The 21,509-nt window shown below is 49.6% G+C and carries 16 protein-coding genes and 1 tRNA gene; 8 read left to right on the top strand and 9 right to left on the bottom strand.

Features of this window, described 5'->3' with window-relative positions; all coding sequences use genetic code 11:
• The 3 genes from uvrB to GAP13_RS07320 all read right to left on the bottom strand — a co-directional run.
• A partial coding sequence (gene uvrB, locus GAP13_RS07330; RefSeq protein ID WP_158907672.1) for an excinuclease ABC subunit UvrB occupies nucleotides 1–1,776 on the bottom strand: 1,776 nt, incomplete at its 3' end.
• Nucleotides 1,773–3,062, bottom strand: a complete 1,290-nt coding sequence (locus tag GAP13_RS07325) for a S1C family serine protease (protein ID WP_158907671.1) — start codon at nucleotides 3,060–3,062, stop codon at nucleotides 1,773–1,775. The genes uvrB and GAP13_RS07325, both read right to left, overlap by 4 nt.
• 29 nt (nucleotides 3,063–3,091) lie before the next feature.
• On the bottom strand, nucleotides 3,092–3,613 hold the full coding sequence (locus GAP13_RS07320) for a cob(I)yrinic acid a,c-diamide adenosyltransferase (RefSeq protein ID WP_158907670.1): 522 nt from the start codon (nucleotides 3,611–3,613) through the stop codon (nucleotides 3,092–3,094).
• 66 nt (nucleotides 3,614–3,679) lie between these two features.
• Here GAP13_RS07320 and GAP13_RS07315 point away from each other — a divergent pair, with 66 nt between their 5' ends.
• Nucleotides 3,680–4,615: a hypothetical protein gene (locus tag GAP13_RS07315; RefSeq protein ID WP_306769196.1), complete on the top strand. Its 936-nt coding sequence runs from the start codon at nucleotides 3,680–3,682 to the stop codon at nucleotides 4,613–4,615.
• A gap of 97 nt (nucleotides 4,616–4,712) precedes the next feature.
• Nucleotides 4,713–6,308: a peptidylprolyl isomerase gene (locus GAP13_RS07310; RefSeq protein WP_158907668.1), complete on the top strand. Its 1,596-nt coding sequence runs from the start codon at nucleotides 4,713–4,715 to the stop codon at nucleotides 6,306–6,308.
• 201 nt (nucleotides 6,309–6,509) lie between these two features.
• On the opposite strand, the gene lepA is transcribed toward GAP13_RS07310, so the two are convergent.
• Nucleotides 6,510–8,324, bottom strand: a complete 1,815-nt coding sequence (gene lepA / locus GAP13_RS07305) for a translation elongation factor 4 (protein WP_158907667.1) — start codon at nucleotides 8,322–8,324, stop codon at nucleotides 6,510–6,512.
• A 98-nt stretch (nucleotides 8,325–8,422) separates the two neighbouring features.
• Here lepA and GAP13_RS07300 point away from each other — a divergent pair, with 98 nt between their 5' ends.
• Genes GAP13_RS07300 through thiI form a run of 4 tightly spaced genes read left to right on the top strand, consistent with a single transcriptional unit; the run spans nucleotide 8,423 to nucleotide 11,522 of the window.
• Complete coding sequence (locus GAP13_RS07300) at nucleotides 8,423–8,725, top strand: glutaredoxin family protein (RefSeq protein WP_158907666.1); 303 nt, start codon at nucleotides 8,423–8,425, stop codon at nucleotides 8,723–8,725.
• A 37-nt stretch (nucleotides 8,726–8,762) separates the two neighbouring features.
• Complete coding sequence (locus tag GAP13_RS07295) at nucleotides 8,763–9,095, top strand: ferredoxin-thioredoxin reductase catalytic domain-containing protein (protein ID WP_158907665.1); 333 nt, start codon at nucleotides 8,763–8,765, stop codon at nucleotides 9,093–9,095.
• Nucleotides 9,092–10,276, top strand: a complete 1,185-nt coding sequence (locus tag GAP13_RS07290) for a cysteine desulfurase family protein (protein ID WP_158907664.1) — start codon at nucleotides 9,092–9,094, stop codon at nucleotides 10,274–10,276. The genes GAP13_RS07295 and GAP13_RS07290 overlap by 4 nt, the downstream gene beginning before the upstream one ends.
• 13 nt (nucleotides 10,277–10,289) lie before the next feature.
• Nucleotides 10,290–11,522 (top strand): tRNA uracil 4-sulfurtransferase ThiI, encoded by a 1,233-nt coding sequence (gene thiI / locus GAP13_RS07285; RefSeq protein ID WP_158907663.1) that lies wholly within the window; start codon nucleotides 10,290–10,292, stop codon nucleotides 11,520–11,522.
• 91 nt (nucleotides 11,523–11,613) lie between these two features.
• Here the strand turns inward: thiI and GAP13_RS07280 are convergent.
• The 4 genes from GAP13_RS07280 to GAP13_RS07265 form a co-directional block, all read right to left on the bottom strand.
• Nucleotides 11,614–11,685 (bottom strand) — tRNA-Glu (locus GAP13_RS07280).
• 80 nt (nucleotides 11,686–11,765) lie between these two features.
• A complete protein-coding gene (locus GAP13_RS07275) occupies nucleotides 11,766–13,058 on the bottom strand; it encodes a RelA/SpoT domain-containing protein (protein WP_158907662.1) in 1,293 nt (430 codons plus the stop codon).
• A gap of 65 nt (nucleotides 13,059–13,123) precedes the next feature.
• Nucleotides 13,124–13,576, bottom strand: coding sequence for a GerMN domain-containing protein (locus GAP13_RS07270; protein WP_158907661.1), 453 nt, complete (start codon nucleotides 13,574–13,576; stop codon nucleotides 13,124–13,126).
• Nucleotide 13,577: 1 nt separating this feature from the next.
• Nucleotides 13,578–14,642, bottom strand: coding sequence for an N-acetylmuramoyl-L-alanine amidase family protein (locus GAP13_RS07265; protein ID WP_158907660.1), 1,065 nt, complete (start codon nucleotides 14,640–14,642; stop codon nucleotides 13,578–13,580).
• A 200-nt stretch (nucleotides 14,643–14,842) separates the two neighbouring features.
• Between GAP13_RS07265 and GAP13_RS07260 the strand changes: the two genes are divergently transcribed.
• On the top strand, nucleotides 14,843–18,430 hold the full coding sequence (locus tag GAP13_RS07260; protein WP_158907659.1) for an adenosylcobalamin-dependent ribonucleoside-diphosphate reductase: 3,588 nt from the start codon (nucleotides 14,843–14,845) through the stop codon (nucleotides 18,428–18,430).
• A 128-nt stretch (nucleotides 18,431–18,558) separates the two neighbouring features.
• Here GAP13_RS07260 and GAP13_RS07255 read toward each other — a convergent pair whose 3' ends face one another.
• A complete protein-coding gene (locus GAP13_RS07255) occupies nucleotides 18,559–19,803 on the bottom strand; it encodes an arginine deiminase (protein ID WP_158907658.1) in 1,245 nt (414 codons plus the stop codon).
• 318 nt (nucleotides 19,804–20,121) lie between these two features.
• On the opposite strand from GAP13_RS07255, the gene GAP13_RS07250 reads away from it, so the two are divergent.
• Nucleotides 20,122–21,453: a cyclic 2,3-diphosphoglycerate synthase gene (locus GAP13_RS07250; protein ID WP_158907657.1), complete on the top strand. Its 1,332-nt coding sequence runs from the start codon at nucleotides 20,122–20,124 to the stop codon at nucleotides 21,451–21,453.
• The last annotated feature ends 56 nt before the right edge of the window (nucleotides 21,454–21,509 follow it).

Genomic DNA, 21,509 nt, shown 5'->3' with positions numbered 1-21,509 from the left:
ATCCTGCACTTTCTTGTGAATGGTCTGTGGCGTAATGCCATGCTCCTTGTTATATTGGGTCTGCATTGCTCTGCGGCGCTCGGTTTCCGCGATAGCCTTGCGCATTGCGTCGCTCATGGTGTCAGCGTACATCACTACAAGCCCTGCGGCATTTCGCGCAGCTCTACCTATTATCTGTATAAGGCTTGTCGCTGAACGCAAGAAACCGATTTTGTCAGCATCCAGAATAGCGATGAAGGAAACCTCGGGCAAATCGATCCCCTCTCTGAGAAGATTGATGCCTACGAGCACATCGAATTCCCCTGCTCGCAGCTGGGTCAGAATTTCGACTCGCTCTATTGTCTCGATTTCAGAATGAATGTATCTGACGCGAAGCCCTAATCCGCTCAAGTATTCCGAAAGTTCTTCTGCCATTTTCTTGGTGAGCGTAATGATCAGGCTCCGCTCGCCGATTTGCGCTCGCTCGCGGACGCGGGCGTAGATGTCTTCCATTTGGCCTTCGGTCGGACGCACCTGAATTTCAGGATCAACAAGGCCGGTGGGACGGATAATCTGCTCTGCCACTGTCTTCGATCGCTTGAATTCGATTTCTCCAGGTGTGGCTGAGACATAGACCGTCTGCGGCACAATGGATTCAAATTCAGCGATTGTAAGCGGCCTGTTGTCGAGCGCGCATGGCAGTCTGAAACCATATTCCACAAGCGAAAGCTTCCTGCTGCGATCCCCTGCATACATGGCTCCGATTTGGGGCAATGTAACATGCGACTCGTCAATAAAGGTTATAAAATCTTTCGGGAAATAATCGAGAAGCACCCCTGGTCTCTCGCCGGGTTTACGGCCCGACAAAGGGGCGGAGTAATTCTCAATTCCTGTGCAGTAACCCATTTCCTCGAGCATTTCGATGTCATACTCCGTGCGGGCTTTTATGCGCTCTGCCTCGAGATATTTGCCATGCTCCAGAAAGAATCTGTGCCGCTCTTCAAGCTCGGCTTTTATGCGTTCGACTGCACGCTGAACCATGTTTTCCGGCATCACAAAATGCTTTGCGGGGTATATCACTGCTTCTTCGAGTTCGTCGTGAGCTTCTCCAGTAACGGGATTGAGTCGTCTGATACGGACAACAGTATCAAAATCGAGCTCAATTCTGTACGCTTCCTCAAGATAGGCGGGAAATACCTCCAGCACATCACCCCTGATTCGAAAGCGCCCTCGTTCGAGGACCATATCATTGCGCTCGTACTGGAGACTTACAAGCGTGCGCTTGATCTCGTCGAGGTCGACTGTAGACCCTTTATCCATGTACAAACGCATGTCGCGGTACAGATCAGGCGATCCCAGGCCATATATACAGGAAACAGTCGCAACAATCACAACATCGCGGCGTTCCATGAGCGCAGCGGTGGCTGCAAGCCGCATTCTGTCGATTTCCTCGTTAATATCCGAATCTTTTTCGATATACAGATCTTTCGACGGGACATAGGCCTCTGGCTGATAATAATCGTAATATGAAACGAAATATTCAACCGCATTTTCCGGAAAGAAGCCTTTGAATTCCCGATACAGCTGGGCAGACAGCGTTTTGTTGTGAGAAATGACAAGGGCGGGTTTCTGGATAGCCTCGATAACCTTGGCCATCGTAAATGTCTTTCCGGAGCCAGTAACTCCTTTGAGCGTCACATATCGCTCTCCATTCTGAAGAGCGTTGACAATCGATTCGATGGCTTGTCCCTGGTCTCCCGCAGGTCCGTATGGAGCAACAACTTTGAATGGCTTCACTTCTTACGCTCCGAAAGCGTGATAGTAGTGCTCATTTTTTTTGTGCCCCTGTAGAATTCAACAACCACTTGCTGCCCTGGGCTCGAATCTTCAAGAGCGGAATACAGCTGGGCGATACTCGTCACCGGCTTGCCGTCGACACTGACGACAATATCCCCGCCGATATAGAACACGGTCGAGCCATAGCGGACAGCCATATTGCCGCCTTTGAGTCCTGCGCGGTCTGCATTGCCTCCCTGTGTCACGGTCGAGACAAGAAGGCCGCTCTCGACTGGCGCCCCCTTGCCCGATTGCTTCAGGTAGTCGACGAGGCTGGGGAAAAGCTGAATTGCTTGCATGTCAATCCAGCCCCTCCGGACTTTCCCATCCTTGATGAGTTGCGGCACAATGCGCACAGCCGTATCGACAGGAATGGCAAATCCAATGCCAACCGACCCCCCCGATGGCGAATAGATCATCGTATTGATGCCGATCATTTCCCCTTTCGTATTGAAAAGCGGACCGCCCGAATTGCCGGGATTAATCGATGCATCTGTCTGTATCATATTCTGCAGAATAGTTGTTTCATCTTTCTGGATTGGGCGCCCCAGACCGGACACTATACCTGTGGTCAAAGTACGTTCAAGACCGAATGGATTGCCGATTGCGAGCACTTTCTGGCCTACTTTCAGGTTTTTTGCCGAGCCAAAAGGAACGGGCTTGAGCTTCTTGCCAGGCTCGGGCGTAAATTTTATCACAGCCAGATCGCTTTCAGGATCAGCGCCTACAAGCTTCGCTTCATAGCGACTGCCATCCGAAAGGCTCACGTACAGCTTATAGGCTTTTTCCACAACATGATTATTCGTGAGCACATAGCCGCGTTCATCAATTATTGATCCTGAGCCGGAACCTCCGCTTTGGGGGACAGGCTCCAGGAACCAGTTGATGCCGAGCACTTCTGTCGTGATGTTGACGACTGATTCATTGTATTTTTCATAAATGCTGATGTTTTCGGTTTCTTCCGGGCTGTAACCCGATAGATATTGAGTGAGGTTTGCCGATTTTGCCTCTTCAGCTGATGCAGGAACAGGGGATATCGCTGTGAGGCCTGAGGCTGTGCCGTTCTGTGCTGCGCCCTGCTGTGCTGCAGGCATATTGATCGCTCCGGCAGCTGAACTGCTGCTGGAAACAACTTTCGGGCGCGATGGCTGATTCAGAAGCAAGACTATTCCGGCAATCGAAAGCGAAGTAATTGCAACAGAAACAATTACCGCAATTATTATTTGTGTCCTGGAATACAGCTTCATAGAGATCCTCCATGCAATGCGAAAAAGTTTCAGACGAAGGTCAACTTGCCTTGAGCTGCTTCTTCTTCCCGCGCGAGCATGTAAATAAAATCAGACAACCTGTTGAGCGTTCGCAAGAGAACCGGCGATATCTCATCCGTACGCGAAAGCGCAACAACGCGGCGCTCTGCCCTGCGCGCTATGGTTCTGGCAATATCGAGCGCAGCGGAGCCTTGTGTCATGCCGGGAACGACAAAGCCGCGCAGAGGGATGCGCGCTTCAATCTCTGATGTTTTGGCTTCAATAGTCTTTTCATCTTCTTCAGTGATCGGCCGATCGAAGCTTGTGCCGAGCGAGGCGAGCTCGCCTGCAACCCTGAAAAGCAAACGCTGAATATATTCTATCGCATACAGCACATTATCCTGAAAGCAAAGGTGTCTGGCCATTCCAAGCGCCGAAGACAGCTCATCAATGGTGCCATACGCCTCTACCCGAAGGGAGTCCTTCCCTATTCTTTCGCCGGACCAAAGACCAGTACTTCCATCATCGCCTGTTTTGGTGACTATACTCATAGATTAAAAAGTATCCACTCCAGAGCTCTCAATCAAGCAGTATTGATGGAAAGAGGCGCTTTTTAAATGTATAATGAATTCAAAGCAGGAATCCGATACGCTAGCCGCTGCAAACCGAAGACGAAAGCATATAAGGAAACATCGATGCTATCGAGCCGACAATCACCGATACAATTTCAGACCAGGAGCATCTGTCAATATTTACCCGATCATCGCCCATCTTTGAGCGATCATATGATCTTTGCGCCTTCTGTCGACCCTGCATTGTATGGAAGTCTGATCAGCCATGGCTGGAGAAGATATGGCCGCGAACTGTACCGCATGGCATGTCCCGGCTGCAATATCTGCATCCCCCTGAGGATCAATGCCGAAAAAATCCGCTTGAGCAGTTCTCTGAAGAAAATCCTCCGGCTCAATTCAGATTTGCAGATAGTTGTAAAACCACCCTCTTTCAATGCCGAGCATTTTGAATTGTGGAAAAGTTATTCTAAATTGAAACATTTTTCAGGACCAGGGGATCTTACCGAAGAAGTATATTGCGGCCTTTTTGAGCCATGGAGCCTCATTTTGGAATACCGCGAAATGGCAGCGCAGAATCGGCTGGTCGCCGTAAGTCATTTAGACCCGCTTCCAGACGGAATTTCTTCTGTTTATTTTTCTTTCGCTCCGGAGGCAAAAGATCGAAGTCTCGGTTTTTTTTCGATTATGGCGGAAGCGTACATTGCAACAAGCGCCGCACATCTTCTTAATGGAAAATTAGTATCAATAGAAACAGCAGCTGTTGTATCGTATTACTCAAACAGGGAAAATACGCGCAAAAACTCAGGCTGGTATTATCTGGGATTCTGGGTCCCCGGATCTCCCAAAATGGAATATAAAGCGCGTATCGCTCCATTTGAAATTGCATTGCCCGAATGGCATGAATTCGGCTCACGGCTCGAAGCTCTGGAATATTTGCGCGATGTCCGTATGCCGGGGCTTGGCCCTTTTTTACAAATTTGATGCTGATTTGCCTTGCGCTCGCTCGTCGTTGACTATTCCACTTGCTCATGATAGCTTATCTAAGGATTATTCTACGTTTCCGGACGAAAGGAATACTATGGCATCTTCAGAAAACAAGAAACAGACGACAAACAACGGCAAAAGCCCAATCGAAAAGAAAGCCGAAAATAAAAAAACCGAAAGTTCCCTCAAAAGAAACTTCCGGAATCCCTTTGTATATATTGGTACAATCGTGATCCTCGTGCTGACGATCATTGCATTTGTGCTTATACCGGGGGTCAGCACCGGTACTTCTTCCGGAGGCCAAGCGCCTTCTTTTGGCACTTGGAATGGCAAGCGCATTGAATACAGTTCGGACTCCTATTTTGCCGATCAGGTTTCGCAAATCAACGACTATCTCAAACAGCAGGGCATGGATCAATCGCAATCCCAGCTCTACGCCTATCAGGTCTGGAGACTCGCCTTCCAGAACACGGTCGTCCGTACTGCACTGCTGGATTCTGCAAAGCGTGCTGGAATGAAAGTGAGCGAGCAGACTATCGACGAAGAAATAGCAAAAGACGTGCAGTTCCAGGTGGACGGCAAATTTTCTTTGGAAAAATACAACAAGACCCCGCTCGCCACGCGTCTTTCCATAAGAAACAGGCTCCGGGATGACATGCTGATCCAGAATTACTATGGCGACCTTATGGCGGTTGCGCCTTCGACTGCAGAAATAGAATTCGTTTCTTCGATGGCCAAGCCCCAGCGATCCATCCAATATGTCGACATCTCCTATGCCAACTTTCCGGAAGACAAAACGATAGAATGGGCAAAAGCCAACGAGTCTCTTTTCCGGTCCATTGGCCTGTCGAAAATTACCATAACAAGTTCACAGAAAGATGCCGAGAAGGTGCTTTCCCAGATCAAGGCTAACAGCCTTTCCTTTGAAGATGCCGCTAAGAGCCATTCCAAGGATTCCTATGCCGACAAGGGCGGAGACATGGGAACAAGAATATTCTACGATCTGAAAAATGAATTCCAGAATGAAAAGGATGCAGATGCGGTAATGGCTCTCAAGAAAGGCGAAATTTCGCCTGTATACAAAATCAGCAATAATGCCTGGGCAATCTATCGTGTGAATAGCGAATCGAGCGCCCCCGATTTTTCGAAGCAATCTGTCCTGGATGAGGTAAAAAGCTATCTTTTCGACAGAGAGAAAAGCGTCATGGAGTCGTGGGCTCTGGCAAAAGCCGATGAATTTGCCGCGGAAGCTCCTAAAAGCTCCTTTGCCCAAGCGGCAAAGAAAACAGGCCTTGAGGCCAAAACAGCGGGCCCCTTCATTCTCAATTACGGAAAACCGAGCTTCTATTTCTATGGGCAGCAAGTCGGTCTTTTTCAGGAGCCTTACCGTTCCTTGGATAACGATCTTGTTGGCGCCGAAGAAAACGAAACGTTCCTTACAACGCTTTTTTCGACACCGAAAGGCGCTATCTCCAAGCCTGTTGTGCTCGATGCTTCTGTTGTAGTCATGACGGTGACCGGAGATACGGAAGGTACAGAACAGGAGACATCATATACAAAATTCGCCTATCCGTACTTTTTCCAGACCGCTCTGGAAAGCCAGATCCGCAATACTATTCTTTCGTCCAAAAAACTCAAGGATGAATTCAATACTACATTTGCAAGGCTTTTTACGCCCGCCGCTAAATAGGCACTAAATTGGCATCATATTGGCGCCCCGGCATATTCCGCGCTGGAATTGCACGCATAACAGAAAGAGAGCCGCTCACGATGGGCGGCTCTCTTTGTTTGTTGCGGCTATGAAAGGGCGATTGGCTGAGGCTATAAAGCTCGCGCGGCAGCTAATTTTTAGGTTTGCTGGGCGCGCGTGGCGCTCAATTTATAAAATCGCTCAGCGCTCTTCCTCTTCACTTGCACGTAGCACGGAGAGGAAAACGTCCTGCCCGAGTTCGACATTGCCTATGCGCTTGAGCTTCTTTTTTCCTTCTTTTTGTTTTTCGAGGAGCTTGCGCTTGCGCGTGATGTCTCCACCATAACACTTTGCAAGCACATCCTTCCGAACGGGATTCACGGTTTCGCGGGCGATGATCTGGCCGCCGATCGCACCCTGTATTGGCACTTTGAATTGCTGTCGCGGAATGTTATTGCGCAAACGTTCACAGATAAGGCGTGCGCGCTCATATGCGCTCTGTTTGTAGACAAGCATAGCAAGCGCATCTAGTGGTTCGCCATTTATCAGAAAATCCAATTTTGCCAATTCTGTCGGCTTGTAGCCTGTGATATCATAATCGAAGCTTGCGTAACCCCGCGAAGTCGATTTCAATTTGTCATAAAAATCGAAAAGAACTTCGGCCAACGGCATCTCAAAAACAAGTTCCACGCGTTTTTCGTCCAGATGGGTGAACGATTGCTGTGTTCCGCGTTTCGAAAGGCACAGCGAAATCACATTGCCTACATAATCGACGGGCGTTATGATCTGAGCTCTGATATATGGTTCTTCCGCGCTTTCTATCCTTGCGGGATCAGGATATTCGCTGGGATTATCGATATAGACAGTGGTTCCATTCTTGAGAAGAATCTTGTAACGGACGGATGGCGCAGTCATAATAATCGATTGATTGTATTCGCGCTCGAGCCGTTCCTGCACAACTTCCAGATGCAAAAGCCCCAAAAATCCGCAGCGGAAGCCGAATCCGAGCGCAAGCGAATGGTCTTTTTCAAAGATAAGCGATGCATCGTTCAGAACAAGCTTTTCCAGGCTGTCCCTCAGTTCCTCGTAATCTGCCGAATCGATCGGATAAATCGAGCTGAATACAACCGGCTTCACTTCCCTGAAACCCGGCAGAGGATGTGCGCAAGGATGCTCGTCATCGGTGAGTGTGTCACCGACATGCACTTCCTTGACAGTCTTGATACCCGCAATACAGTAACCTACCTCCCCAGCGATGAGCATTTCCGAAGGGGTCGCGGTTATTATGAAATGCCCTACTTCCTCAACCTCGTGGACAATGCCGTTGGACATGAAACGGATATGCATGCCTTTTTTTATTGTGCCCTGCTTCAGCCTAAGATGCACGACCGCACCGCGATACGGATCGTAATGCGAGTCGAAAATCAGCGCCTGCAGAGAATCTTCAGGCTTTCCTTCCGGCGCGGGAATCCTCTCGACGATTGCTTCGAAAAGCTCATCGATACCTATGCCCAGTTTGGCGGAAACCGCAAGGGCTGAATCTCCATCCAGGCCCAGATCCTTTTCGATCTGCCGCCTGACTCCTTCGACATCCGCTGCCGGCATATCGATCTTGTTAATCGCCGGAATTATCTCCAGATTGTGTTCAAGAGCCATATACATATTCGAAAGAGTCTGCGCCTCTACGCCCTGAGTCGCGTCAATGACCAGAATAGCCCCTTCGCAGGCAGCGATTGCACGCGACACTTCATACGAGAAGTCAACATGCCCCGGAGTGTCGACAAGATTAAGCATATAGGTCTGGCCATCTTTTGCAGTATAGGGCAATGATACCGCCTGGCTCTTTATCGTGATGCCTCGCTCGCGCTCTATGTCCATGTTATCCAGCATCTGATCCTGGAACTTTCGCAGGTCGACGAGATGTGCCTTTTCAATAAACCGATCGGCAAGAGTGCTTTTCCCGTGGTCGATATGTGCGATAATACAAAAATTGCGAATGCGCGAAGGTTCGATCATGTGCTCAATGTATATGAAATGCATGCTTTTATCAACGGACGCCGGACTCTATGCCGCAGTCAGGGAAAATAGTATAATAAAAGAAAATCGGAGGTATCATGAATCTGCAGAACTTGCCTGTTGTAGCAAAAGATGGATCACGAGCTGACCATGAGATTATGGTTTATGCGCTTTCGACCTGCGGTTTCTGCAAGCGCGCCCTCGCTTTTCTCGATGCACACCAGTTTGCTTACCGCTATCTTTATGTTGATCTTATCCCCATCGATACAAAAAACGCCATAAAGCAGGAGCTGAAACAACGTTTCAAGGAAAATGTCGCTTTCCCATTTGCGGTGATCGATGACAAGAAATATCTGATCGGGTTTATAGAAGCTGACTGGAAAATGACGCTGGGAGTTTGATCGCATTGCACATGAACTGATCGAAGGGAGACTACGAATGGCAAATCAGAAAACGAGGGAACAGACCATCATATTCACTCAGATGGTGGCGAAGAAACAAGGCTGGGTACTGAATCCGGATACAGCATTCTATAACAGCCTCGTCGACGGCCTTACGCAAAACTATAATCGTTACGGCTATTATCATTGTCCATGCAGGGATTCAGAAGGCTCGCGCGAACTCGATGCTCCCGCGATCTGCCCCTGCGTCTGGTCAAAAGAAGATATCCTTCAGTACGGGCACTGCTATTGCGCTTTGTATCTTTCCAAGGAATTCGCAGCTTCAGGAAAAGAGCCGCAAGCTATTCCCGATCGCAGATTTAAGAAATGACGCAACCTGTGTATCTCGACTGGGCTGCCACCACGCCTGCCGATCCTGAACTTATGCGCAGAGCCCTCGAACTCAGCCTTGCAGCCTATGGAAACCCTTCAAGCAGCCACTGGGCAGGCAAGCAAGCAAACAGCATCCTCGAAGAATCAAGAACACGCCTTCTTGGCGCCCTTGGAATGAAACAGGGTTCTCTCATATTCACCGCTAGCGGAACAGAGGCAGACCATATACCCATGCTTGCACTCCTGAAGCATTTCAACCGCGTTGCTTCGCAGGGCAAAAAAATCCATATCATCATTTCCGGCATCGAACATGCAGCAATCGATTGCCAGGCGCGCATGCTGCAAAAAACAGGCATCGAGATTTCGTGGGTCGCCCCGGACACGTACGGCCACATCGTGCCGGAAGCTGTCGCTTCGCATATCCGGAAGGAAACAGCGCTTATCAGCGTAATGGCTGTCAACAACGAAACAGGAGCGATTCAGGATATTCGCGCAGTTTCGACCTTGATTGACGATGCAGCCCGCACATTGAAAATTAAAAAGCCATGGTTCCATGTCGATGCCGTACAAATGCTCAGCAAGCTGCCTGTCGCTGAATACTGCATGGGCGCGGACAGCATTGCACTTTCGGCGCACAAAATACGCGGCCCGAAAGGCGTGGGAGCGCTCTGGCTTGGTCGTCCGCTCGAATCCTTTGTATGCGGCGGCGGCCAGGAAAAAGGTATCCGCCCCGGAACAGAAAATCTATTCGGCGCGCTTGCATTCAGCCTGGCAGGAGAAAAAGCGCAGCAATTGCTGGAAACATATGTCGCTCATGCCCAATCACTGGAATTGCGCCTCCTCGAAGGCGTCGCTCGCATCAAGGGAGCAGTGGTTGTTCCTGAGAGAAAACCCAAGGACAATGGATTTGTGCCTTCCATTGTCTCGCTCAGCTTCCCGGGCGTCGGAGGCGAAACCATGGTGCGCGCCCTTTCGGATCGAGGAATAGCGATATCTACTGGATCAGCCTGTTCTTCTCGCCATAAGGAAAAAGGGCGCAGGATACTCAAGGCCATGGGCGTCCCGGAAGACATTTCCTTTTCTTCGATCCGTGTTTCGACAGGCATACTCACATCAGAACACGAAATCGATATATTCCTTGAACAGGCCGAGGACTTGTACAGAACGCTGAAAACCTGATACTACAACCTTCATGCGCACTTTTTTTCTCATAAAACCCGGAGAAATCGAACTTAAACTTGGCAACAGGCGCGAATTCGTGCATAGACTGAAAGAGCAGATCCAGAAAAGACTGCATGGAATCCATTTCGATCTGGAAGAATATCCTGGAAGATTTTTCCTCAGCGTTGAAGAAAAAGATACGGATTTTGCTCTGTTTGTCCTTCAGCATTGCCCTGGCGTCAATGGAATTGCGCAAGCGATAAAATCCGAAAAACGGACAGAACGGATTCTAAAAGCTGCAATCGAAATAGCCTCGAAAGAAGCAGCCAGGGGGGCTCGCCGCTTCAAAGTGGAAACGCGCCGCTCGGATAAAAGCTTTCCTCTCGATTCTTACGGAATGTCTGCTGCGGCAGGAGATGCGGTGACCCAAGCGCTCTCTTCTCTTTCGGTAGATGTGCATAATCCGGATTTTATCATTGCCATCGAAATCCGTGAACGAGCCTATATCTACGCAAGCACTTCGCCAGGGCCGCGAGGTTTGCCGGTGGGGAGCCAGGGGAAAGGCGTTCTCTTGCTGTCAGGAGGCATCGATTCGCCAGTTGCGGGCTATATGATGGCGCGTCGAGGGCTTGCAATCGAAAGCGTTTATTTTCATACCTACCCCTTCACATCGGAAGAAGCGCAAAAAAAAGTTGAACAGCTCGCAAGGCGAATTGCAATCTGGACTGGGAGCATGCATGCATGGATCGTGTCCTTTACGGAAGTCCAGCTCAAGATAAAAAAAGGCGGAAGAGAAGAAGCAAACACCCTGATGCTGAGAATGGCGATGATGAAAGCAGCGGATGTGATCGCAAGCCGCATAAAGGCTCGTGCGATCGTCACTGGCGAGAGTCTGGGGCAGGTGGCAAGCCAGACTGCTGAAAATCTGCGCCTTTCTCAAAGCATGACATCGCTGCCAGTATTGAGGCCTCTCATAGGAATCGATAAGGAAGAAACCATTGCGACCGCCCGGCGTATCGGGACCTATACTATCTCAATCCTTCCCTATGAGGATTGCTGTGTTCTGTTCAGCCCGAAACATCCAGTTCTCAAGCCTGATTTCGAGGATCTTCGTGCGTATTTTTCTTCTCTTGAGCTCGAAAGCGAGATTCTGAAAGCGGTAGATAAAGCCGAAGAGAAATTTTTCAGCTTCGGAGACGCATTGAGAGAATACGGACTGGATGCATATGCCGAATTCTGGAATGCAGGCGGGCCTCGCGCATGATCATTCAGTCAGCATTTCAGCAACAGCGCTCGAATTGAAAGGCTCATGCTATATAAAAAGCAGGCCTTTTCGACCTGCTTTCATTTTTTGATATCCCCAAGGGGAATCGAACCCCTGTTGGCGGGTTGAAAACCCGCTGTCCTAACCGCTAGACGATGGGGACCTTGACGACCGGCGATTTGAGCCGAACGGGAGAGAACCTATCAGAATTTAATGAGAGTGTCAATATATTTCAGGGTGCGCCTATATCTCGTCTCGCGCAAGATGCTCGCCAATCTTTTTCTGCAATTCCTGGGCGAGCTTGTTTTCAGGCTTGATCCGCAGTGCAATCTCGCAATCGGCATGCGCCTGAACATAATCTCCCAGTTGCCACCAGCACAAAGCCCTCCGGTAGCGCGAGAAAAAATGATAGGGGTGTATTTCAAGCGCTTTGTTGAAATCATCGATGGCTTGCTGAAGCTCGCCCTGGATGCTCTTGACGACGCCCCGATAGTAAAAAGCTTTGTAGCACTCAGGGTCCAGCATGATGCAGCTGGTAAAGTCGGACAGCGCATCGGGATAATCCGACTGCGCAAAAAACGCCATACCTCGGTGTTTATAGACAACCGCAGCAATCGTCGCTTCGGGCTTGCGCGAGAGAATCTCGGTGTATATTGAAATTGCAGCATCGAAATCCGAAGCGTTGTGCGCATCGAGAGCCGAAAGCAGCAGCGTGTCGATGTCCAAGGAAGCCCATCTGTCCTGATTCGATCTTGCTTCAGGGATTGCTTTGCCCGAAGTTTTTTTCAGCCGCACTGGCCTCGGGATTGTGCTGCTCAGCTCCTCTTCGATGCCGAATACTTTTGCGCTCGCCTGTTCAATTTTTCCGTAAAAAGCTTCACGCCGCTTCTTGAGCGCATCGTTCAACTTCTTCTGGTAATCGAGGATTTCTTGGAAAATGATATCGGAAAGCGTGAGCGTCGCATTCAGCGCTGCAAGCTTCCGCTTGAGAGGCTCGTCGAACGGCGTGAATTCCGCTTTGTATACCAGCTCGTGCTCGACCTCTGCCCATGCTTCCTGGAGAATAGTCCTGAGCTGAATTTCGATGACATCTCGTTCCAGCCCCTTGCAGAGAGGCTGCAATTCAGGAGGAATGTGTACGAGCACGTGAATGGATTCATAGCCAAATTCCCTGAACGATCTGTCTTGTCCTTTTCTTTCTATCTCGATGATTTCATAGTGCTCGGCGAGTGCATTTTCCACCTCGTCCAGATCCCGGAGAAAGGGGCATATAATGCGCATTGCGAGGACATCGTTGACTGGCAGTGGATCGCGGTGTTCGTCCCATGCAGTTTTCAGCAGGCGAATTTTCTTTGCAAACAAAGATTCGAAATCCTTGATTCGGCTTTTGATCGTCGGGTGAATGCCCCTGCGCTGCAGCAGCTTCGATATATCGTGCACGGCTCTGGCAAGAGCTTCTTCATAATTGGCCCGGTTATTCGCATATATCTCCGCAAGAGCTGCTTTGTCGGGAATGCTGTTCTCGATGTCGCTCATACATGTAAAAGTATCATGAATCGCAGGGAATGACAAACAAAAATATTGAGCCCGTTTTTGGGGTATCAGCGGGTTAAAATGCTGTTGATATAAATATATACGTGATAGTTTCCGGGTATAGTCTCGTGCAGACTCTTTTCTATTGCTTCCTTGAACAGTTTGTAGCTCGCCGAGATTTCTTCCAACGAAACAGTGCTGAAATCGAGATAGATGCTGTTTTTGCCTGCTACGACCCGCAAAAGCGATATATCTGAATGCACCAGAGGCTGCAAATTTCTTGTAAGAGGACCGAGGAGCAATTCTCGTATGACATCGCTGGCCTTTTCTTCGAGCGAGCCGATCGGGGCGATATGGCGCATTTCTAGTTTGAGATTTTGCCCTTTCTCGTCAGGAAAATAGAGACGCATCCCGTTGAATTGAAGAATTGGTCCGCGCAATAGAATAAATATCACAGCTCCTAAAATAAGCGCTGCGATTACATACCGCTCAGCATGCCTTCGGGTTGAATCAGTACTCATTTCAATACTCAAAATGCTCGATAAAGTCGCATACTCCATTGTATATGGCATCGGCAATTCTTCTCAAGTAACCTGCCTGGGAAAGAAGAGTCGCTTCGTTCTTGTTTGTTACAAAGCCAACCTCGATGAGTATGGACGGCATTTTTGCGTTACGTACCACAAACCATTCCTCAGCGCGGATTCCTCTGGCCGGACTCTGGTCGCCGATCATTTTTCCCATGCGCTGATATACCTTCTGCGCAAGGATGATGCTCTCCGTTGTAAATTCCTCTTCCAGCATCGTATTGATAATGGGAGCTATATCTTCGCCTTTTTCTTTTGCTGTCTGCTCGTCGACGACCGTCCGCCGGTAACTCGGATTCAGATACCAGACCTCGAAGCCATGTGTATTCTTGTTGAATGATGCGTTAGCATGAATCGAAATATAGATAATGGCTTCGGTTTCTGCCAGCTTTATCTTGTTGGCCATATCGACCCGCTCTTCAAGGCTTGGATAGGTATCATCGGTACGTGTGAGCTGGATGGTTCTTTCTGGATATCGTATGCGCAGCAATTCGGCGAGGCGATGCGCAATGGCGAGATTTACATCTTTTTCCTGAATTTTGAAATTTTCGAATTCGCCTATTGCGCCAGGATCTTTCCCTCCGTGGCCGGGATCTATGACAATCGCCTTTACCGAGTATTTCGACAGCGGAGCTTGTTTCGTGTCAAAAAACTGGCGCAGCGCAATGTCGAATTCTTTCTTCACCCTAATCGAGTCTTGATCTTCGTACGGGGGTGGAAGCGTCTTCAGCGCAGTCCAGTCGAACAGCACATAGGGAGTGTCGAGTGCGAAGCGAGCGGTTTTTCCGTTTTTTTCGAGGGTTCCTGAACGCGTAAGAGGGTCATATTCGAGCATGGCGTTGAGCGACTGGGCGAGGCTTGAAAGAGTAATATCCTTTTCTGCAGGCTCAGCAGCGAAAGCTGGGTTTATAAACCATGTAACCGATAGAATGAGCACAACTAAAGCCCTTCGCGTCTGCCAGAGCCCTCTTCCTTTCAATCGAAGCCTTCTCGCCACAATCATATCTCTGCACAAACAATATCAGGGATACTGTATTCTGTCATCATAAAGCTGAAGTAAATATTTCAAAAAATCTGCGCCAAAGCCCTTGCGCCCTGCTGCGGAATGCAGTATATAACCATACGACAGACACCACAATATATTGTGGACTTGAGATCTGATACTAATACAGGTAGTGTAATAATATCTGCCAGGAGGGAGAAATGAAAATAAAGCGCTTGTTTACGAAAGCGGGGCGCGGACCCTACGAAGGAATCGAATGGGAAAAGCGGAGGAGCGAGATCCGGAACCCGAACGGTACCTCGGTGTTCTCGATGGATTCAGTCATTGTCCCTTCGTTCTGGAGTCCCATCGCAAGCGATATTATTGCGCAGAAATATTTTCGCAAAGCTGGCGTTCCCAAGGATAAAGCTCTCGATTGGACGAAATTCGTCCCATCCTCACAGACAACGCTTAGCGAAGCGGATGTCGGCGATGATTCCGAGCATGATGCGCGCCAGGTTTTTCATAGGCTGGCATATACCTGGTGTCTATGGGGCCGCCAGGCGAACTATTTCGACACAGACGAAGATGAAAAAGCATTTTATGACGAAATCTGTTACATGCTGGCTCATCAAATTGCCGCTCCAAACAGCCCGCAGTGGTTCAATACTGGCTTGCACGCTGTATATGGCATAGAGGGACCTGCCCAGGGGCATTACTATGTCGATCCAGCCACCAATCAAGTAGTCAAATCCGAATCAGCATACCAGAGACCTCAGCCGCACGCCTGCTTTATCCTCGATGTCCAGGATGACCTTGTCAATGAAGGCGGCATAATGGATCTCGTCACAAGAGAAGCGCGGCTTTTCAAGTACGGCTCGGGGACCGGCTCGAATTTTTCCCGGCTGAGGGGCGCAAATGAAAAACTTTCCGGTGGAGGCGTTTCGTCCGGCCTGCTCTCTTTCCTCAAGATTGCTGACAGATCCGCGGGCGCGATAAAGTCCGGCGGCACAACTCGCCGTGCTGCAAAAATGGTTATCCTCGATGCTGATCATCCGGATGTCAGCGAATTCGTCCGCTGGAAAACCGAAGAAGAATATAAAGTTGCCTGCTTGGCGGCAGGCAGCGCGATGCTGAATCACTATGCAGATGAAATGGTATCTGCGATCGAAGACATGGGAGCCGATGATGAAAACAGCTATCTGCTGGATCGCAATATACTTTTGCGGAAGGTGGTGAAGCAGGCTCTTGATGCAGGCGTTCCTTCGTCATGGATTCACCAGGTCCTTACCTTCTATTCACAGACAGGCAAAACACCGCGCTTGCCTCTCTATAACACCGCATGGGAATCAGAAGCCTACAATACTGTGTCTGGCCAGTCATCCAACAATTCGATTCGCGTTTCCAATGCATTCATGCAGGCTGTGATCGACGATCTCGACTGGGATCTCATAGCCCGCACAACTGGCAGCCCCTTCCGCAAGGTAAAAGCACGCGAGCTCTGGAACGAAATTGCTGAAGCTGCATGGCTCTGTGCCGATCCTGGGCTGCAATTCCATACGACTGTGAATGAATGGCACACGTGCATTGCCGACGGCGAAATTCGCGGTTCCAATCCTTGCTCCGAGTATATGTTCCTCGATGATACAGCATGCAATCTTGCTTCCTTGAACCTTATTTCATTCTACGATGAAAAAACGAATACCTTTGACGACGCTGCCTACCGGCATGCGATACGGTTATGGACGATCGTCCTCGAGATTTCTGTTGCGATGGCGCAATTCCCGTCAAAAGAAATCGCACGGAAAAGCTATGATTATCGCACGCTGGGGCTTGGATATGCCAATATTGGAAGCCTGCTCATGGTTATGGGCTTGCCCTACGATTCCGACAAAGGCCGCACAGTAGCCGCCGCTCTCTCTGCAATTCTGACAGGAGAATCCTATGCGCAGTCGGCACGCATGGCAAAGGAATTTGGGCCATTCGCTCGGTATAACCCGAACAAGGATCACATGCTGCGTGTAATCCGAAATCACCGGCGCGCCGCATACAATGCTGCACCACAAGAATATGAATCCCTCAGCGTGCTGCCAAAAGGTATTGAAGCGCACCTGTGCCCCGAAAACCTTGTAAAAGCAGCCCGCCAGTCATGGGACGAGGCACTCGAGCTTGGCGAAAAATATGGATTCAGGAATGCGCAGGTAACTGCTATTGCGCCCACTGGCACGATTGGCCTACTTATGGATTGCGACACCACAGGCATCGAGCCCGATTTTGCCCTTGTGAAGTTCAAAAAGCTCGCTGGAGGTGGCTATTTCAAGATCATCAATACATCGGTTCCGCCAGCGCTCAGGTCCCTTGGTTACTCTGAAGACAAGATTGGCGACATCATTGCCTATGCGCTCGGGAGAGGAACGCTGGAAGGCGCACCAGGCATTTCGCGCGAATCGCTCCTTGAAAAAGGCATTCCCGAATCTGCTCTCCTGAAAGCAGAAAAAGCCCTGCAGAACTCAATCAGTCTTGAAGGCTGTTTTTCGCCCTATGTCATTGGCTACGATGTGCTGGAAAAGCTTGGCATATCCAAAGAAGAAGCCGATGTGCCCGGATTCAGCCTGCTTGCGCGTCTTGGTTACAGCGAAAACGACATTGAGGCAGCCGAGCTCTATGCGTGCGGCACTATGGGGCTGGAAGGGGCTCCGCATCTAGCCGAAAAAGATCTCGCGGTATTCGATACCGCCACTCCTTCCGGCAAGCGAGGAACGCGAAGTATTTCGTGGCAGGCGCATATTGCAATGATGGCTGCTGTCCAGCCATTCATAACCGGCGGAATCTCGAAAACCATCAATATGCCCAACAATGTCAGCATCGACGACGTCAAGGGAGCCTATATGCTCGCCTGGAGATCAATGCTCAAATCCATTGCGCTCTACCGCGACGGATCCAAGCTTTCCCAGCCTCTGGCAGCGCTTGCTCCCGGTTCCGATCTCATCGCTGACTCAATTGTCGCACTCCAGACAAATCAGCTTTCGGAAAGCGCAGCATCGCAGGCTGCCGACAATACAGCCGGATCAACAATTCCGGCTAGGTTGCAGACAGCCCCGGAACCTGAGCTACCGGGCATGCCTTTTGCGCCGCGCGGCATTCGCAGAGCTCTTCCAAACCGCCGAAAAGGATACACGCAGAAAGCAAAAATCGGTGGACACTCCATCTTCCTTCGCACAGGAGAATATGAGGACGGAGCGCTTGGAGAAATATTCCTTGATATGCACAAAGAAGGCGCTGCATTCAGAAGTATCCTCAATTCATTCGCCATTGCCGTGTCGTTGGGTCTGCAATATGGCGTACCGCTCGAAGAATACGTCGATGCATTCACCTTTACGCGGTTCGAGCCAAATGGAATGGTCAACGGCCACGATTACCTCAAAATGGCCACGAGCGTTCTGGACTTTATATTCCGGGATCTTGCGATATCCTATCTGCACCGCTACGACCTTGGCCAGGTCAAGCCCGAAGACTTGATTTCGACCTCGACTCAGTCGATTTTGGACAAAGGTTCGCAAGCGTTCGAAAGCGGCAAGAAGCAAACGCCAGCCAAATCCGAAAATGTAGTAAGCGAACCCAGGCCCAAAAAGCCTTCAGCTGCAGCTGCGCCTGCTCCTGCCAAAGACCAAACAGTGCTTCTGATTCGAGCTGCGCGCCAGAAAGGCTATGAGGGAGACCCATGCCCCGTCTGCGGAAACCTGACGTTGGTCCGAAACGGAACATGCCTCAAATGCGAGACGTGCGGTTCCACGACAGGATGCAGTTGAAAACGCATTAGAATAAGGGTCTGAACAAAAGGGGCTGCCCAGAATTTCTCTCGGATAGCCCCTTTTTATGCTCTCTTCTTTGATCGCCCCGAGTCTTTCATCGGGGATGTTATTCGCTTTTCTATTCGCTATAAGGAATCTCGCTCTACGGGAAGCGTCATGCACCGGGCGCCGCCGCCACCGCGCGCGAGCTCTATGCCATCAAAGGCAACAGCCAGCCGCGCATAATCATCAGGATTGGCTTTTCCGTCCAGAAAATCCTGGGCCGGAAGAATGGCAAAGCCTTTTGCATTTAACGCTTCGAGAGTATATGCGTTGCATGAATACATCAATATTTTGCCAGGCCCAAACGCAAAGGAATTGGCTCCCGAAAGCCATTGCTCGCGCTCCTGGAACACGGAATGCCCGTTTCCGCACAATATCGGTTCGAGATCAATACCAACGCCCCGAAGCCCCTCAAACAACGATTTTTCTTCGCTGTAGCGAACAGAGCCATTTGCTTGAACATCAAGCTTGTAGACCTGTGCCCTTCCCGCGCCCAGCATGACTGGTTTGTACGCAAGCGCTGCATTGCGGTCGATCATCGTGAACACCATGTCGAGATGGATAGTTGCCCTTTCTTTCGGTAAGTCTATGGCGAATATCGTCATCGGTCTCGCTTCCGCTCTCGCAATTCTTTGGGCGATTCGATCGATTGCAAATGCTGTCGTCCTTTCCGATATGCCGATTGCGAGCACATCGGAGGAAAGCACATGGATATCACCACCTTCTATCGTGAAAAGCCTATTCCGCTCAGCAGGGCCATCGATCAATAACCCATTGTTCCGAAAAGCAGGGTGTTTCTTGAATATAAACCTCGTGATGTACGCCTCGGCCATTCGCACATCGAAGGTAAAAGCGGCAGATATCACCTGGTTGCCTATAATTGCCACACTGTCTCTCATAAAATATGCGTTGGGGAGCGGATTCGCTATAAAACTGTGCGGATTGAGGTGCTGCGCAAGGCTCTCTTTAGGTGCGATAATGCCAGCAAGAAGAGACTGGGCAAGTTGCTGTGCAGGCAGCAGAGCAAGCTGATCGACGATATGCGCGATCGGATTGATGTGGCTGTACTCTTTCAGAAATTCCAGTTTATCGTTTTCATTGGCAAGACACTCCGCGAGCAAATCCGCAAGCTCATATGTTTTTGTTACTTTGTGGAGAAAATCTCTTAATTTTGCATATTCCCGTTGAACTGCAAAAAGCGGAATGATGTCGTTGTACAGGTCTCTCTCTGCTTCCCGCGGCGTCATTGCTTCTATTTCGGAGCCAGGGTTGTGGATGATCACGCGGCGCAATTTGCCGATTTCGCTATCTATACGAACGCTTTCCATGGTCGGCAAGTATGTCCCAAAAAAAAGAAAAAGTCTCTAAGGACGCAATAAGGCTGAAAAATGCATATGTATTTAGCATTTCTGTCTATAGGTGCAAATATACTATAAAAAGCTGAGAAAATCGCGTATCATTATTCATTTTAATACTTATAGTACAAAAAATTATTTTATTTTGGCATGTTGACTTTGCATTATTGTTGGCTCAGGATAATGGTGGATCAAGACAGGCGGTTCGAAATGGGCAGGCCAAAAAGGCCAGATCAAAACGGGCGTCCGACCCTTGTTCCTTCAATTTTTCAATGAAAGGAAGAGCCAGCAATGAAAAAGCGCAAAATTATCATCATCGGTGCAGCAGGAAGGGATTTCCATAATTTCAACACGCGCTTCCGCAACGACGAAAGCGTTGAAGTGATTGCATTTACTGCGGCGCAAATTCCGAATATCGATGGCCGCAAGTATCCAGCAGAACTTGCAGGTCCTCTATATCCCAAGGGTATTCCAATCTTTGCGGAATCAGATTTGCCCAACCTGATAAAAAATTATGAAGTGGATGAATGTGTATTTTCGTATTCGGATGTTCCTTACTCGCATGTGATGAAACTGTCAGCAATTGTCAACGCGGCAGGCGCTTCCTTTACGCTGCTCGGGCCGAAAGATACGCAGATCAAATCGAGCAAGCCAGTCATAGCAATATGCGCGGTACGTACCGGCTCGGGAAAAAGCCAGACATCCCGAAAAATTGTGCAAATGCTCATGAAGCGCGGATTGAAAGTCGTCGCCATCCGTCATCCTATGCCCTATGGCGATCTTGTAAAGCAGAAGGTGCAGCGTTTCGCAACAATCGAAGATCTTGCGCGCCATAACTGTACAATCGAAGAGATGGAAGAATACGAACCGCATATTGCGCGCGGAAATGTCATCTATGCAGGAGTCGACTATGAAGCTATTCTCCGCGAGGCAGAGAAAGAAGCGGATGTCATTCTGTGGGATGGCGGGAACAATGATTTCTCTTTCTATGTTCCAGATCTCATGATAACGGTGGCAGATCCATTGCGGGCAGGGAATGAAGTCTCTTTCTATCCCGGCGAAGTCAGCCTCCGGACGGCTGATGTCGTCATTATCAACAAAATTGATTCAGCCTCGCCTGAGCAAATACAGATAGTACGAGAAAATATTGCCCGAACAAACCCTGCTGCCCTCGTTATAGACGCAGCAAGCCCGATTAGCGTCGATCACCCTGAGCTCATTCGGGGGAAACGGGTACTGTGCGTCGAAGATGGCCCTACCCTCACGCATGGAATGATGAAGTACGGGGCAGGAATTGTTGCAGCGCGAAAATTCCAGGCTGCGCAGATAATCGACCCGCGGCCTTACATCAGCGGCGAACTCATAAAGACCTTCCAGACCTACCCGGAGATCGGCACACTGCTTCCCGCCATGGGCTACAGCACAACACAGACGCGCGACCTTGAACAGACTATCGACCGCACCGACTGCGACGCCGTCATTATCGCAACACCAATCGACCTAAATCGTGTGGTAAAAATCCGCAAACCGACAGTACGGGTTGGCTATGATTTGCAGGAGATTGGCAAACCGGATCTAAACGAAGTTCTGGATGATTTTTGCGCCAGACACAAATTAGTCTGAAGCAAAAGCATCTTCTGGAAAATTAAAAAAGCCGCCCTTAAAAAGGCGGCCTTTTT

Origin of the sequence: Rectinema subterraneum (genome assembly GCA_009768935.1) — a bacterium.
Taxonomy (GTDB): Bacteria; Spirochaetota; Spirochaetia; order Treponematales; family Rectinemataceae; genus Rectinema; species Rectinema subterraneum.
This window is presented reverse-complemented; position numbering and strand designations above follow the sequence as displayed.